We start from the raw sequence: 13754 nt of genomic DNA on the forward strand, positions 1-13754 counted from the left end.
GCGCTGGGCCTTCTCCGCCTCCCGCTCCGCGGCACGCTGGGCCTTCTCCGCCTCCCGCTCCGCGGCACGCTGGGCCTTCTCCGCCTCCCGCTCCGCGGCACGCTGGGCCTTCGCCGCCTCCCGCTCGGCCGCACGCTGGGCCTTCGCCGCCTCCCGCTCGGCCGCACGCTGGGCCTTCGCCGCCTCCCGCTCGGCAGCACGCTGGGCCTTCTCCGCGTCCTTGTCGGTCGTCGTGTCGTCCGTCGTGTCGTCGGTGGCCTGGTCGTCCGTCGACTGCTCGTCGCTGTCCTGCGTGGTGGTCGTCGTGTCGGTCGCGGACCCGTGGGTGGCGGACGACCCCGGCCCGCCGGAGCCGGCTGCGGTCGCAGCCTCCGAACCGTGGGTGGAGGCCTTCTCGGCAGAGGCGGCGACGACGGCGGCGAGCGGCTGGGCGCTCAGCTCGGCGGGGATCGCTGCGGGAGCTTCCTTCGCGACCGGCTCGGACGGCGGCGCCACCGGGGTACGCTCGACCGGCGCGGCGATGGGCTTGCCGGGGCGGACGAAGTCGCTGAGGCCGAACCCCCGGTCGACGGAGATCCCCATCAGGACTGCGCAGAGCACTGCGACGAGGACGAAGCCGACGAGCGGTCGCTTCTGGTCAACCCCCACGGGGTCCCCTTCCCACATGCTGACGAGACGCCAGTGTCTCCGGACCATGACGGAAGTCCTGCTTCGATGGCCCGGAATAGTCCGAAGTGACTAGACCGCCATGGTTAGATGGGGTCAGCGTCACCTCGGGCCAGGGGTCAGGCGGACTTCTTCTTGCGGCCCTCGGCCTCGCGCGGGATGAGCGTCGGCGCGACGTCGTCCTCGACGACCTCGCGGGTGACGATCACCTTCGCGATGTCGCCCCGCGACGGGACGTCGTACATCACGTAGAGGAGGACCTCCTCGATGATCGCGCGCAGCCCACGAGCGCCGGTGCCACGCTCGAGGGCCGCCTCGGCGATCGAGTCGATGGCGTCGTCGGTGAACTCGAGCTCGACGCCGTCGAGGTCGAAGAGCTTCTGGTACTGCTTGACGAGCGCGTTGCGCGGCTCGGTGAGGATCTGGACGAGCGCCTCCCGGTCGAGCTTGCTCACGCTGGCGATCAGCGGCAGGCGACCGATGAACTCGGGGATCAGGCCGAACTTGGTGAGGTCCTCGGGACGGACCTGGGCGAGCAGGTCGTCGGCCTCGCGCTCGGCGGCGCCACGGACCTCGGCGGTGAAGCCGAGCGACTTCTTGCCGACGCGCTGCTCGATGATCTGCTCGAGACCGGCGAACGCGCCGCCCACGATGAACAGGATGTTGGTCGTGTCGATCTGGATGAACTCCTGGTGCGGGTGCTTGCGCCCGCCCTGCGGCGGCACCGACGCGGTGGTGCCCTCCAGCATCTTCAGGAGCGCCTGCTGCACGCCCTCGCCCGACACGTCACGCGTGATCGAGGGGTTCTCCGCCTTGCGGGCCACCTTGTCGATCTCGTCGATGTAGATGATGCCCGTCTCGGCCTTCTTGACGTCGTAGTCGGCGGCCTGGATGAGCTTGAGGAGGATGTTCTCCACGTCCTCGCCGACGTAGCCGGCCTCGGTCAACGCCGTGGCGTCGGCGATCGCGAAGGGGACGTTGAGCATCCGGGCGAGGGTCTGGGCGAGGTAGGTCTTGCCACAACCCGTCGGCCCGATCACCAGGATGTTGGACTTGGCGACCTCGACGACGTCGTCCTTGGCCTTGCCGGTGACGGGCTGGAGGCCGGCCTGGACGCGCTTGTAGTGGTTGTAGACCGCGACGGCGAGCGACTTCTTGGCGTGCTCCTGGCCGATCACGTAGGAGTTGAGGAACTCGAAGATCTCGCGGGGCTTGGGCAGCTCCTCGAGGCTGACCTCGGCACCCTCGGCCAGCTCCTCCTCGATGATCTCGTTGCACAACTCGATGCACTCATCGCAGATGTAGACGTTGGGGCCAGCGATGAGCTTCTTGACCTGCTTCTGGCTCTTTCCGCAGAAGTTGCACTTGAGCAGGTCGCCGCCGTCACCGATACGTGCCACGAGTCGTGTCCTCCAGTCTCGCCGGATGGGGGTTCCGGCTCTCCACACCTTGCGCTGTGCTGTCGTGCAGTGGGCCGTACGACGGTACCCCGTGCCGGCCCCCGACGGGGGCCGGACACGAGATGTCGCCGACCATCATTTCGAGCCTCGGGCCGCCGTCAGGCGAGGGCCGGGGCGCCCTTGCGGGACTCGATGACCGCGTCGATGAGGCCGTACTCGACGGCCTGCTCGGCGGTCAGGATCTTGTCGCGCTCGATGTCGCGGCTGACCTGGTCGATGTCCTTGCCGCTGGAGTCCGCGATCATCCGCTCGAGCAGCTCGCGCATCCGCAGGATCTCGTTGGCCTGGATCTCGATGTCGGAGGTCTGGCCGAACGTGCCCTCGGTGTAGGGCTGGTGGATCAGGATGCGGCTGTTGGGCAGCGCCATCCGCTTGCCCTTCGCGCCGGCGCCCAGCAGGATCGCCGCCGCCGAGGCCGCCTGGCCCAGGCACACGGTCTGCACGTCGGGCTTGATGAACTTCATCGTGTCGTAGATGGCGGTCAGCGCCGTGAACGAGCCACCGGGGCTGTTGATGTAGATGCTGATGTCGGTGTCGGGGTTCATCGTCTCCAGGCACATCAGCTGGGCGATGACCGCGTTGGCCACGTCGTCGCTGATCGGCGTGCCGAGGTAGATGATGCGCTCCTCGAACAGCTTGGCGTAGGGGTCGATGCGGCGGAAACCGTAGGAGGTCCGCTCTTCCCACTGCGGGATGTAGTAGTTCATGTTCAGTCCTGCTTCCGGGCCGGGCGGCCCTCGTCGGCGGCTTCGCGGGCGCTGGTGATGACCTGGTCGACGAGGCCGTACTCGACGGCCTGGTCGGCGGTGAACCACCGGTCACGGTCGGCGTCGGCGACGACCTGCTCGACGGTCTGGCCGGTGTGCTCGGCGATCAGGTCGAGCAGCACCTTCTTGATGTGCAGCGACTGCTGGGCCTGGATCTTGATGTCGGAGGCCGAGCCGCCCATGCCCGAGGAGGGCTGGTGCATCATGATGCGGGCGTGGGGCAGCGCGTAGCGCTTGCCCTTGGTGCCGGCGCAGAGCAGGAACTGGCCCATCGAGGCCGCCAGGCCCATCCCCACGGTCGCCACGTCGTTGGGGATGTAGTTCATCGTGTCGTAGATCGCCATGCCGGCGTCGACCGAGCCGCCGGGGCTGTTGATGTGGAGGAAGATGTCGGCCTCCGGGTCCTCCGCGGAGAGCAGGAGGAGCTGCGCGCAGATCGCGTTCGCGTTCTGGTCACGCACCTCCGAGCCGAGGAAGACGATGCGCTCACGGAGGAGGCGCTGGTAGATGTGGTCGTCGAGGCCATACATCCCACCGGCGCCGTTCATCTCGGGCGAGAGGGCTGGGCTGGAGTTCTGGTTCACGCTGGCGACACTAGCCGGAAGGACGGACACTTCCACGCGCTGACCCACCCTGTTCGCCCACAGCGGATTCAGCGGTGTCACGCTCGGTCGAGCGCTACCTCCTCCAGCACCTCGCGGAACACCCGCCACCGCTCGGGGCCCACGCGCGCGGCCCACTCCTCGTCGCAGGCCGCCAGGACCGCCGCGGAGCGCGCGAGGGCGTCGCGCCCGGCGGCGGTGATGCGTACGACGCGGGCGCGGGCGTCGTGGTCGGCCACCGAGACCTCCACCATGCCGAGCGCCTCGAGCTGGCGGACGAACTGCCCACAGCCCTGGGTGGTCATCTCGGCACACTCGGCGAGCTCGCTGATGGTCAGCCCCTCCACCGGGAGCCACTCCAGCACGCGCAGCTGCGAGGGCCGCAGCTCGGGTGCCTCGACGGCCAGGCGTTCGCGCAGCCGCCCGAACACCATCCCCATCAGCATCGGCAGGTGGGGCCGCGCGGCCGGCATCCTCTTGACGCAAGTCATGAAAGCAACTTACCTTCTACTGTCATGAAAGCAACTTTCACGCTGTCGCCCGGGGGCGGCCCGCGTGAGGTGCTCGGCGCTGACGACGTCACCGACGCCGAGCTCGAGGCGATGGTCGCCGACCTGTGGGGCGTGCCCGTGGTGCGGCTGCTCGACTCCACGGCCGAGCCCGTCGCCTACGACGTCCCCTCGATCCTCACCGGCGCCCGGACGTGGGTCCGGGGCCACGCCATGGCCGACGAGGACCCCGGCGAGGACCCCGGCGAGGAACGGGAGTTCACGCTGTTCGTGAAGCGGGTGCACAACTGGCGCCACTCCCCCGCGTTCGCCTTCGTGCCACCCGAGATCGGCGAGTGGGCGGCGTCCTCCGTGCCGTGGCGTGCCGAGCCGCTGCTCTACGCGAGCGACCTGGCCGAGCGGCTGCCCGCGGGACTGACGATGCCTCGAGGCGTGCGCGTGGACGAGCGCCCCGACGAGACGGCCGTCGTCTGGATCGAGGCGGTCGAGTCCAGCGCGGAGCCGTGGGACCGCGAGACCTACGCCGAGGCGGCCGGCCTGCTCGGGCGGATGTCCGGCAGCACCCGCGTAGCCGAGCTGGCCGCGATCGACCCGCTGCCGTGGCACATCCAGTACTTCGTGGTGGGCCGGCTCGGTCACACGGTGCTGCCGGGGCTCTTCGACGACGCGACGTGGGAGCACGAGCTGGTCGCCCCCTACTTCGGCGACCTGCGCGCGCAGCTGACGGCGGTGGCCAACCACCTCGACCCGCTGGCCGAGGAGTTCGCCCGCCTGCCGCACCGCACCTCGCACGGCGACGCGTGCCCCAACAACCTGCTCCGTCACCCGTCCGGGGCGGGCTTCACCCTGATCGACTTCGGTTTCTGGCGCCCGCAGCCGGTCGGCTTCGACCTGTCCCAGCTCCTGGTGGGCGACATCCAGATCGGCAAGCGCGACGCCGCCGACCTCCCCGAGCTCGCCGAGGCCTGCCTGACGGCGTACGCCGCCGGGCTGGCCGAGGAGGGCGCCGAGGTTCCCGACGCGGTCCTGCGCCGGTGCCACGCCGTCAGCCTGATGCTCTTCAACGGCCTGCCGAGCCTGCCGCTCGAGCACCTCGCCGAGGAGCCCACAGCCGCCATGCACGACTGGTCGCTGCAGCGCTCACGGATCGCGCGCTACGCGCTCGACGTGCTGGACCGCACCGATCCCTAGGTTCGCCTGACTCCGGGCGTCGGCCTCACTACCGTGGGCGCGTGGACCGGAGGGGGAACCGACCCAGTGTGCTGATGCGCTGCGCGGTGGTGGCACTGGCGCTCGGCGCCGTCGCGTGCGGGGAGCAGTCGCCACCCCGGGCGACCGGGACCACCGCCGCGTCACCCGCACCCTCCGACGGTGTCCCTGACGACGCCGCTGCGATCGCGGCCGCGGAGAAGACCGTGCGCGCCTTCTTCGCGGTGAAGGGGCGAGCCGAGGACCCGATCAGCGTCATGATCGACGAGCAGGCTCCGTACCTCACGTCCCGCGACGTCCACCCCACGACGGCGTACGACGTGAGCAGGAGCAACCACCCGTCGGGGATCACGGTCGAGCACGTGGACGTCGAGCTGTCGGACCCGAGGATGGTCGGCGAGGAGGTCCTCGTCGACTTCGCGTTCCGGAGCACGGGCGTGACCTACGCGTTCATCGACGACGAGATGCAGCTCGACCAGGGACAGCCGCAGGAGTCGCGCTGGGACGGCACCGCCACGCTCGCGGAGCGGGGCGGCGCGTGGCTGATCAACGAGCTGACCGTCGACAGGACCGGCGCGTCCTGGGGTTGACACGCAACGGCAGACCGGCGCCCACCCGAGGGTGGACGCCGGTCGTGTGCGTGTGGAGCGGGGAGGGTCAGGCCTGCTCGGACTCGGCGCCCTCGTCGGTGCTCTCGTCGGCGCTCGCCTCGACGGTCTCGTCGACGGGCTCGCCGATCGTGCCGTCCGGGCGCAGGTTCTTGAGCTCGACCACGTTGCCCGACGCGTCCTTGACGGTCGCCGCCTCGACGATCGTCGCCAGCGCCTTGCCGCGCAGGATCTCCTGCACGAGCTCGGGGATGTGGTTGTGCTCGAACATGTGGTTGGCGAACTCCTGCGGGTCCTGGCCGGACTGCTGGGCGCGCCGCACCAGGTGCTCGGAGAGCTCGGCCTGGTCGATGCCGAACTCCTCCTTCTTGGCGATCTTGTCGAGGATGAACTGGGCGGCGACGGCGTCGCGGACCCGGCGCTCGAGGTCGGCCTCGAACTCCTCCTGGGTCTGGCCCTCGTCCTCGAGGTACTTCTCCATGGTGATGCCGGCGAAGCCGAGCTGCTGCTCGACGTTCTGGCGGCGCGCGTTGAGCTCGTCGGTCACCATGACCTCGGGGAGCGGGATGGAGACCTTCTCCAGCAGCGCCTCGAGGACGGCGTCCCGGGCGGCGGCGGCCTGCTCGAGGCGCTTGCCGCGCCCGAGGCGCTCGCGCACGTCGGCGGTGAGCTCCTCGGCGGTGTCGAACTCGGAGGCGAGCTGGGCGAACTCGTCGTCGTACTCGGGGAGCTGCTGCTCCTGCACGGCCGTCACCTTCACGGTCACCTGGACGGGCTCGCCCACCAGGTCGCCACCGACGAGCTCGGAGTCGAACGACTTGTCGTCACCGGCGGACAGACCGACGAGGGCCTCGTCGAGGCCGTCGATCATGCCGCCGCGGCCGACCTTGTAGGACATGCCGGTGACCTCGCCGCCCTCGACGGTCTCGCCGTCCTTGGCGGCCACCAGGTCGATCGTGACGAAGTCGCCGTCGGCGGCGGCGCGCTCGACCGGGACCAGGGTGCCGAAGCGCTCACGCAGCGCCTCGACCTGCTCGTCGACGTCGGCGTCGGAGATCTCCACGTCGTCGACGCTGGCCTCGAGGCCGTCGTAGGCGGGCAGCTCGAAGTCGGGCTTGACGTCGACCTCGGCGGTGAACTCGAGGGACTCGTTGTCCTCGAACTTCGTCACCTCGATCTCCGGCTGGGCCAGCGGCTCGAGGTCGTGCTCCTGCAGCGCAGCCATGTACTGCTGCGGGACGACGGCGTTGATCGCCTCGTCGAGGACCGGACCGCGGCCGACCTGGCGGTCGATGACCGCCGGCGGGACCTTGCCGCGGCGGAAGCCCGGGACGTTGATCTGCTTCGCGATCTTCTGGTACGCCGCGTCGAGGCTCGGCTTGAGCTCCTCGAAGGGCACCTCGACGGTCAGCTTGGCCCGGGTGGGGCTCAAGGTCTCGACGGCGCTCTTCACAAATGTCTCCTGATGCTGAAGGTCTGTGGGTGGACCACACGGGGAAATGAGCGGCGCTGCCAGGGCACGGGGCCCGGCGACCGCAAACCTCTCCAGTCTATCGAGGGCGCGGGCACAGGCCGAATCACGCCCGGGCCGCCGCCGCGGGCCGTGGGGACCGCGTGACGGGTGGGACCAGAGGGTCGGGGCGACAGGACTCGAACCTGCGATCTCCTGCTCCCAAAGCAGGCGCGCTAGCCACTACGCTACGCCCCGCCAAACCGGACGCGACGGCCCGTGGAGGGGCCGCGCGACCTGCTTGGAGCGGATGACGGGAATCGAACCCGCGTAGCCAGTTTGGAAGACTGGGGCTCTACCATTGAGCTACATCCGCGCGCGTCCCGGCGACGTCGTCCCGCCGGTGTGCGGGTGTCATGGTGCCACACGCGCGAGCGCGCCACGCAACCCGGCTCAGCGCCGGTGCACCAGCAGCAGCGCCCGGTCGTCGTTGCGGGAGCCCAGCGCCTCGACGAGTCGCGTGGCGCCACCCTCGAACTCGCCGCGCAGCAGCCGCTCGGCCTGGCCGAGCATCCGGTCGATGCCGAGGGCGATGTCGCGGTTGCGCGTCTCCACCATGCCGTCGGTGTAGAGCAGCAACGCGTCTCCGTGGCGGATCTCCCCCGATACGGCGGGGAACACGGCGCCGTCGACGAGGCCCAGGATGGGGCCTTCCGACTCGAGCACCTCCCACCGCCCCGACCCCGCGTGGCGCAGGGCCGCCGGCGGGTGGCCGGCGCTGCGGATGTCGTAGTGGCCGGTGGCGAGGTCGAGCGAGAGGTGGATGGCGGTCGCGAACCCCTCGTCCCAGTCCTGCTGCAGCAGGAACCGGTTGGCGCCGTCGAGGAACTCGCTGGGCGGCAGGGCGCTGAGCAGCCCGCCCAGGGCCCCGCACAGCAGCAGGGCGCGGGTGCCGGCGCCCTGGCCCTTGCCGGAGACGTCGACGACCGCCACCTCGAGGCGGCCCTCGACCCGCGAGGCGACGACGAAGTCGCCCGCGAACGGCGTGCCGCCGGCGGACCTCAGCTCGCTGGCGGCGTACCACTCCGAGGGCAGGTCGGGGATCCCGCCCTGGCGCAGGATGCGGTCGCGCAGGTCGACGAACATCATCTCGCCCTGGATCCCCGCCACGCCGAGGCGGGAACGGCGGAACGACGACAGCAGCACCACGAAGCCGAGGCCGAAGATGATGGCGACGGTCAGCGCGATCCGGACGTTGATGTCCTGGCTCGGCACGACCAGGGCGAGGACGAGGAGCACGAAGAGCACGAACCACGGCAGCTGCCGTGGCCCCAGCACCAGGCTCGAGAGCACCATCGGCACCAACAAGGTCACCAACGGGAAGTCGTCGGCGAAGAACCAGATGGCGAGGCCGATCAGCAGCGTCGCCGCGACCAGCAGCACCAGGATGCGCGAACCCCGCGGGACCAGCCGGCTCGCGGCTCCACGGAGCGATGGAGAACTCATGCTCGAGCTCCTCCTGCTCTCCCAGTCCCCTTGGTGGGAGATCGTAGGGCCCGCGACCGGAACTTCGGCTGACATTTGGGGCACCAGAACGAGTTGCGCCCCGCGAGCTCCGCCGTCCGGACCGGCGTGGCGCACACCAGGCACGGCATCGACGTGCGCCGGTAGACGTAGACCTCGCCGCCGTGGTCGTCCTTGCGGGGCGGCCGACCCATCGCCTCCGGGGTGTGCTCCGGGCGCACAGTGTCGATGCGGCCGGTGCGCACGCCCTCGGCCATCAGCTCGACGAGGTCGGCCCACATCGCCCGCCACTGGCCGCTGCGCAGCGTGTTGCCGGGCCGCAGCGGGTGGATGCGGTGCCGGAAGAGCACCTCGGCGCGGTAGACGTTGCCCACGCCTGCGAGGACCTTCTGGTCCATCAGGAGGTCGCCGATGGTGCGCGGGCTCGCCGAGATGCGCCGCCACGCCAGGTCGGGGTCGGCGTCGGCTCGCAGCGGGTCGGGACCGAGCCGGCCCAGGATCTCGGCGCGTCGAGCGGCACCGACCAGGTCGCAGATGATCGCGCCACGCAGGTCGGCGTACGCCGTCGGGCGCGGGTCGGAGGGGTCGTCGACCGTGACCAGGCGCAACCGCACGGCGCCCACCGGGGTGGGCACGGCCTCCACGCCGCCCTCGACCCCTGTGTGGACGTCGAACTGGCCGATGAGCCCGAGGTGCACGTGCACGAAGCGCTCGCCCTCGTGCTCGACGAAGAGGTGCTTGCCGGCGGAGTCGGCACCGACGACCAGTGACCGGTCGAGGTGCTCGGCGTCGGCTGCGAAGCGGCCCTGCGGCGACGACACCCGGACCCTGCGGCCCGCGAAGGCAGCGGTGAGGTCGTCGGCCAGCTTGCGAAGGGTGTGACCCTCAGGCATCCGTGCGGTCGCGGGAGGAGTCGGCGGCGGGACCCCGGAGCGCGGACTCCGGCAGCGGCGGCAGCTCCCCCGTCTCGTCGTAGGTGGAGAGCTGGCCGATGCGGCGCACGTGGCGCTCGTCGCCCGAGAAGTCCGTGGAGAGGAACACCTCGACGAAGCGGGTCATGTCGTCGACCGGGTGCATGCGTCCGCCGACCGACACGACGTTGGCGTCGTTGTGCTCGCGGGCCAGCGCGGCGGTCTCCTCCGACCAGGCGAGCGCGCACCGGATGCCCTCGACCTTGTTGGCCGCGATCTGCTCGCCGTTGCCGGAGCCCCCGATCACCACGCCCAGGCTGTCGAGGCCCTCCGCACGGTCGGCGGCGACTCCCTCGGCCGCGCGGAGGCAGAAGCAGGGGTAGTCGTCGAGGGCGTCGTAGACGAACGGCCCGTGGTCGACGGCCTCGTAGCCGTGGTCGACCAGCCAGGTCAGCAGGTGGTCCTTCAGCTCGAGGCCGGCGTGGTCGGAACCCAGGTGTACGCGCATGAGGAGGAGTTTGGCAGAGGTAGGTCCATGGCATCGAAGCGGCTGGAGCGTGCCTGTGGACACGCGCGTCGACACGCGTGGTCCTCGCCGTACGAGGCGGAAACTCCTTCATCCACCGGTGGACCCGCGCGTTGACCGGTGAGTGAATACGTGGGCAAATCGAACACACTTTCGATTTGGCGGAGGAGCGACAACAGTGAGCGAAGCCGGCCAGGGCTGGGGGCCCGAGGACCTGCACGCGCTGGCCGATCTCGTCGCCCACCTCTCCCCCGGCGCCACCCCGGTCGACCACCTCGACATGCTCGAGGCCCTCGAGCGGATCAAGTCCGCGGCCGCGGCCGCCCAGGTGGTCGTGGCGGCGACCTTCGCCGATGCCGCCGACAGCGAGGACGTGCCAGTGAGCGGCAGACGCATGCCGCCGCGGGCGATGTCGATCGGCGCGGAGGTCGCGCTCGCGACGCTTGCCAGCCCCTACACCGGTGAGCAGCGGGTGCTGCTGTCCCGCCGACTGCGTGACCACTTGCCACTCACGCTTGCAGCGCTACGGCGGGGCGAGCTCACCGAGGCCCGAGCGTTCGCCGTCGCGCGCGAGGTCGCCCACCTCACCCCCGAGCAGCGCCTGCGCGTCGATGACGACCTGGCGCCACGACTCGCCGGTCTCGGCGACATCCGTCTTCGCGATGCCGTGCGCCGCTCCTGCCTCACCCACGCCGCCGAGTCCGAGACCCGGCGCTGCCGGAGGGCCCGCGCCGACCGGCGGGTCACCTCGCGCCGTCTCGACGACGGCACCGGTCAGCTCGTCGCCACCCTCCCCCTCGAGGTGCTCGCCGCGGTGCGCGCCTCTCTCGACGCCGCGGCCGCCACCACCCGGGCCGCCGGCGACGAGCGCACTGCCGGCCAGGTCCGCGCCGACACCCTCGCCGCCCGTATCACCGGCGACCAGAGCGTCACCGACCCCGTCCCGGTGCGGGTCAACCTCGCCATCGGTGTCGAGTCCCTCCTCGGCGGCAGCACCGAGCCCGGATTCGCCCAGGGGGAGGGCTTCCTGCCCGCAGCCCTGTGCACAGCGTGGGTACGCCGCGCCAGCGACGCCGCGAAGGCCACCCTGCGGCGACTCCTGGCCAGCCCCGACGACCGCGCGCTCGTCGCGATGGAGTCCACCAACCGGTGCTTCGACGGCCAGCTCGCCGAGCTGATCGACCTCCGCGACGCCGGCACCTGCCGCACTCCCGGCTGCAACGCCCCCATCCGCCACCACGACCACGTGACCGGCGTGGACGACGGCGGACCGACCGCCGCAGGCAACGGCCAGGGGTTGTGCGAGCGCTGCAACTACGTGAAGGAATCGCCCGGCTGGGCCTCCTGGGTTGCCGATCCCGGCGACACCGGCCGCCACGAGGTCCATGGGGTCACGGAGCACCTCCGCATCACCCGCTCCACCTCGCCACCGCTCCCAGGTGGTGACGCCTGCATCGTCGACTACTCCCCGCTCGAGCTGCGCCTTGCCAGCAACTACACGCTGGCCTCGTAGTCCTGACCTGGCGACACCGTCGCTCGGCGTCAGGCGCGGATGAACGCGACCAGCATGCTCAGCAGCACGAGACCGCCCCAGACCTGAAGCAACCGCAGCGCCCAGTCCTGTCGATATCTCGTGCCGAGGCTGCCGCCTGAGAACCGCGATGCCGGCTCCGCGTAGAACACCGGGACCACGGCATCCGGGCGGACGTCGACACGGAGCGCGCGGACCCGGGTGGGGTCCCACCGCGGCGCAACCTGCACCAGGTGCGGCCCGGCGGGCACCTCGAGCACGTTGTCCCCGACGCTCACGGGTACGTGGACCCCGTCGACGTGTACCCACGGCGCGTGACGTCCGCTACCCATGGTGGGCGGACGCACGTTCAGTCGAATCAGCCCGTCGGACTGCGCTGGGGGCTCACCCATCACGATTTCATTGAATCAGGAAGCCGCCTGCCAAGGCACTCAGCTGCGGTGGACCGCGATCGCCCGCCTTCGGCTCAGGCGGTCGTCAGGTGCTGGTCGAGCCAGCCGGCCACCTGGCGCACGAGCGGCTCCGAGGCGGTGAAGGCCGCATGCCGCCAGAAGCCGTGGGTCTGGCCGAGGCAGCGGATGCCGACGACCTCGACCCCCGCCTCGGCGGCGCGGCGGGCGAGCTCCTCCCCCTCGTCGCGCAGCGGGTCGGCCTCGGCGGTGGCGACGAAGGTGGGCGGCAGCGTGTGGAGGCGCTCGGAGAGCAGGGGCGCGAGATCGGGGTCGTCGTAGTCGGCCTCCGAGCGGGCGTACTGCTGCCAGTACCAGGTCCCCTCGGCCGGGTCGAAGCCCGACTCCTCCCCCAGCTGCCACGACGGGAAGCCGGCGCGCGGGTCGAGGAACGGGTAGACGAGGGCGACCGCGCTGAAGAAGCCGGGGTTGCGCAGGGCGGCGACCAGCGCGAGGTTCGCACCCGCCGAGTCGCCGTGTGCGGCGTACGGGCCGGGCGGGCCCTCGCGGCGCAGCCAGCCGACGACGGCGTCGAGGTCGTCCGGGGCGGCGGGGAACCGGTGCTCGGGCGGTCGGCGGTAGTCCACGCTGAGGACCGCCCGGCGGCCGCGGTTGGCCATGCGCCGGGCGATGCCGTCGTGGACGTCGATGTCGTTGAGCACGAAGCCGCCGCCGTGGGCGTGCACGACGAGGCCGGGCTCGGGATCGACGGGGACGTAGAGCCGGCACCGGACCCCGTCGGCGTCGACGTCCTCCACGGACGCGACGTCCTCACGGGGCAGTCGGAGGCTGGCGATACGGGCTTCCTCGCGGTGGGCGGCGAGGTCGAAGCCGGGGGCGGTGGGACCGGTCCCGGCGTCGGCGGCGACGGCGGCGCGGACCTCGGGGTACATCACGACGGTCGCACCACCTTGATGTTGAACTCCGCGGTCCCGAGCGAGCCCATCAGGCGCAGCCACAGCGGCAGCCACATCTCCGTGCCGCGGGCGGTCTCGATGCCGCCCAGGTCGATCACGTCGCGGTGGCCGAGCTCGGTGAGCAGGCCGGTGACCAGCTGCTTGGCGTCGGCGTCGTCGCCGCTGACGAACACCGACGTGGGCTCGGGCAGCCGGTCCGGGTGGACCATCAGCTCGGCGGTCAGGGTGTTCAGCGACTTGACCACACGGGCGTCGGGGAACGTGCGCTGCAGCTGCTCGGCCAGGGAGTCGGTGTCCTTCACGGACAGGGTGGGCGGGAACCCGGCGGAGAAGTCGAGCGGGTTCGACACGTCGAGCAGCACGGTGCCGGCGAGGTCGCCGGCCCGGCCCAGCAGGTCGAGCGCGGCCGCGCCGCTACCGGCGTGCACGACGAGGTCCGCCCCCGCTGCGGCCTCGGCGAAGGTCACGAGCGGGACGCCCGGCGCCTCCGACCAGCCGTCGCGGGCCCGGGTGGCCGCCGGGTCGCGCGTCCCGAGGCGCACGGAGTGCCCGAGCTCCGCGAGCCGCGGTGCGATCGCGCGACCGACCGACCCGGTGCCGAGGACTGCGACCTGCATGACGACCT

General features: G+C 71.2%; 15 protein-coding genes and 2 tRNA genes. 3 read left to right on the forward strand and 14 right to left on the reverse strand.

What is annotated here, in order from left to right:
• From AC3A3L_RS10575 to AC3A3L_RS10595, 5 genes are all read right to left on the reverse strand, one after another.
• Positions 1-648, reverse strand: a 648-nt coding sequence (locus tag AC3A3L_RS10575) for a hypothetical protein (protein ID WP_487639992.1), incomplete at its 3' end; no start/stop codon positions are given.
• A gap of 137 nt (positions 649-785) precedes the next feature.
• Entirely contained in the window at positions 786-2066 is a 1281-nt protein-coding gene (gene clpX / locus AC3A3L_RS10580) for an ATP-dependent Clp protease ATP-binding subunit ClpX (RefSeq protein WP_487639993.1), read from the reverse strand.
• A 158-nt stretch (positions 2067-2224) separates the two neighbouring features.
• Positions 2225-2833: an ATP-dependent Clp protease proteolytic subunit gene (locus tag AC3A3L_RS10585; protein ID WP_487639994.1), complete on the reverse strand. Its 609-nt coding sequence runs from the start codon at positions 2831-2833 to the stop codon at positions 2225-2227.
• Between the two features lie 2 nt (positions 2834-2835).
• A complete protein-coding gene (locus AC3A3L_RS10590) occupies positions 2836-3441 on the reverse strand; it encodes an ATP-dependent Clp protease proteolytic subunit (protein ID WP_211732383.1) in 606 nt (201 codons plus the stop codon).
• Positions 3442-3554: 113 nt separating this feature from the next.
• Positions 3555-3986: a MarR family winged helix-turn-helix transcriptional regulator gene (locus AC3A3L_RS10595; protein WP_487639995.1), complete on the reverse strand. Its 432-nt coding sequence runs from the start codon at positions 3984-3986 to the stop codon at positions 3555-3557.
• A 24-nt stretch (positions 3987-4010) separates the two neighbouring features.
• Here AC3A3L_RS10595 and AC3A3L_RS10600 point away from each other — a divergent pair, with 24 nt between their 5' ends.
• Positions 4011-5195 (forward strand): phosphotransferase, encoded by a 1185-nt coding sequence (locus AC3A3L_RS10600; RefSeq protein ID WP_487639996.1) that lies wholly within the window; start codon positions 4011-4013, stop codon positions 5193-5195.
• Between the two features lie 41 nt (positions 5196-5236).
• Positions 5237-5803, forward strand: a complete 567-nt coding sequence (locus tag AC3A3L_RS10605) for a hypothetical protein (protein WP_487639997.1) — start codon at positions 5237-5239, stop codon at positions 5801-5803.
• A gap of 67 nt (positions 5804-5870) precedes the next feature.
• On the opposite strand, the gene tig is transcribed toward AC3A3L_RS10605, so the two are convergent.
• The 6 genes from tig to AC3A3L_RS10635 form a co-directional block, all read right to left on the reverse strand.
• Positions 5871-7274 (reverse strand): trigger factor, encoded by a 1404-nt coding sequence (gene tig / locus AC3A3L_RS10610; RefSeq protein WP_487639998.1) that lies wholly within the window; start codon positions 7272-7274, stop codon positions 5871-5873.
• A gap of 182 nt (positions 7275-7456) precedes the next feature.
• Positions 7457-7529, reverse strand: a tRNA-Pro gene (locus AC3A3L_RS10615).
• Positions 7530-7573: 44 nt separating this feature from the next.
• Positions 7574-7647 (reverse strand) — tRNA-Gly (locus AC3A3L_RS10620).
• A gap of 77 nt (positions 7648-7724) precedes the next feature.
• Entirely contained in the window at positions 7725-8777 is a 1053-nt protein-coding gene (locus tag AC3A3L_RS10625; protein WP_487639999.1) for a PP2C family protein-serine/threonine phosphatase, read from the reverse strand.
• Positions 8774-9688 carry an Fpg/Nei family DNA glycosylase gene (locus AC3A3L_RS10630; protein ID WP_487640000.1) on the reverse strand — a complete coding sequence of 305 codons (915 nt, stop codon included), beginning with the start codon at positions 9686-9688 and terminating at the stop codon, positions 8774-8776. Before AC3A3L_RS10630 ends, AC3A3L_RS10625 begins: the two co-directional genes overlap by 4 nt.
• Positions 9681-10214: a ribose-5-phosphate isomerase gene (locus tag AC3A3L_RS10635; protein ID WP_487640001.1), complete on the reverse strand. Its 534-nt coding sequence runs from the start codon at positions 10212-10214 to the stop codon at positions 9681-9683. Before AC3A3L_RS10635 ends, AC3A3L_RS10630 begins: the two co-directional genes overlap by 8 nt.
• 196 nt (positions 10215-10410) lie before the next feature.
• On the opposite strand from AC3A3L_RS10635, the gene AC3A3L_RS10640 reads away from it, so the two are divergent.
• Entirely contained in the window at positions 10411-11745 is a 1335-nt protein-coding gene (locus tag AC3A3L_RS10640; RefSeq protein ID WP_487640002.1) for an HNH endonuclease, read from the forward strand.
• Between the two features lie 29 nt (positions 11746-11774).
• Here AC3A3L_RS10640 and AC3A3L_RS10645 read toward each other — a convergent pair whose 3' ends face one another.
• From AC3A3L_RS10645 to AC3A3L_RS10655, 3 genes are all read right to left on the reverse strand, one after another.
• Complete coding sequence (locus AC3A3L_RS10645) at positions 11775-12041, reverse strand: hypothetical protein (protein WP_487640003.1); 267 nt, start codon at positions 12039-12041, stop codon at positions 11775-11777.
• A gap of 188 nt (positions 12042-12229) precedes the next feature.
• Complete coding sequence (locus AC3A3L_RS10650; RefSeq protein ID WP_487640574.1) at positions 12230-13105, reverse strand: alpha/beta hydrolase; 876 nt, start codon at positions 13103-13105, stop codon at positions 12230-12232.
• Positions 13105-13746, reverse strand: a complete 642-nt coding sequence (locus tag AC3A3L_RS10655) for an NADPH-dependent F420 reductase (RefSeq protein WP_487640004.1) — start codon at positions 13744-13746, stop codon at positions 13105-13107. The genes AC3A3L_RS10650 and AC3A3L_RS10655 overlap by 1 nt, the downstream gene beginning before the upstream one ends.
• Between the last annotated feature and the right edge of the window lie 8 nt (positions 13747-13754).

This window comes from Nocardioides sp. Soil_C_8, from assembly GCF_057656315.1.

Coding starts and splice junctions, on each gene's coding strand:
- AC3A3L_RS10585 (WP_487639994.1), bottom strand. CDS start 2,833: ATGAACTACTACATCCCGCAGTGGGAAGAGCGGACCTCCTACGGTTTC.
- AC3A3L_RS10590 (WP_211732383.1), bottom strand. CDS start 3,441: ATGAACGGCGCCGGTGGGATGTATGGCCTCGACGACCACATCTACCAG.
- AC3A3L_RS10595 (WP_487639995.1), bottom strand. CDS start 3,986: ATGACTTGCGTCAAGAGGATGCCGGCCGCGCGGCCCCACCTGCCGATG.
- AC3A3L_RS10600 (WP_487639996.1), top strand. CDS start 4,011: ATGAAAGCAACTTTCACGCTGTCGCCCGGGGGCGGCCCGCGTGAGGTG.
- AC3A3L_RS10625 (WP_487639999.1), bottom strand. CDS start 8,777: ATGAGTTCTCCATCGCTCCGTGGAGCCGCGAGCCGGCTGGTCCCGCGG.
- AC3A3L_RS10630 (WP_487640000.1), bottom strand. CDS start 9,688: ATGCCTGAGGGTCACACCCTTCGCAAGCTGGCCGACGACCTCACCGCT.
- AC3A3L_RS10635 (WP_487640001.1), bottom strand. CDS start 10,214: ATGCGCGTACACCTGGGTTCCGACCACGCCGGCCTCGAGCTGAAGGAC.
- AC3A3L_RS10650 (WP_487640574.1), bottom strand. CDS start 13,105: ATGTACCCCGAGGTCCGCGCCGCCGTCGCCGCCGACGCCGGGACCGGT.
- AC3A3L_RS10655 (WP_487640004.1), bottom strand. CDS start 13,746: ATGCAGGTCGCAGTCCTCGGCACCGGGTCGGTCGGTCGCGCGATCGCA.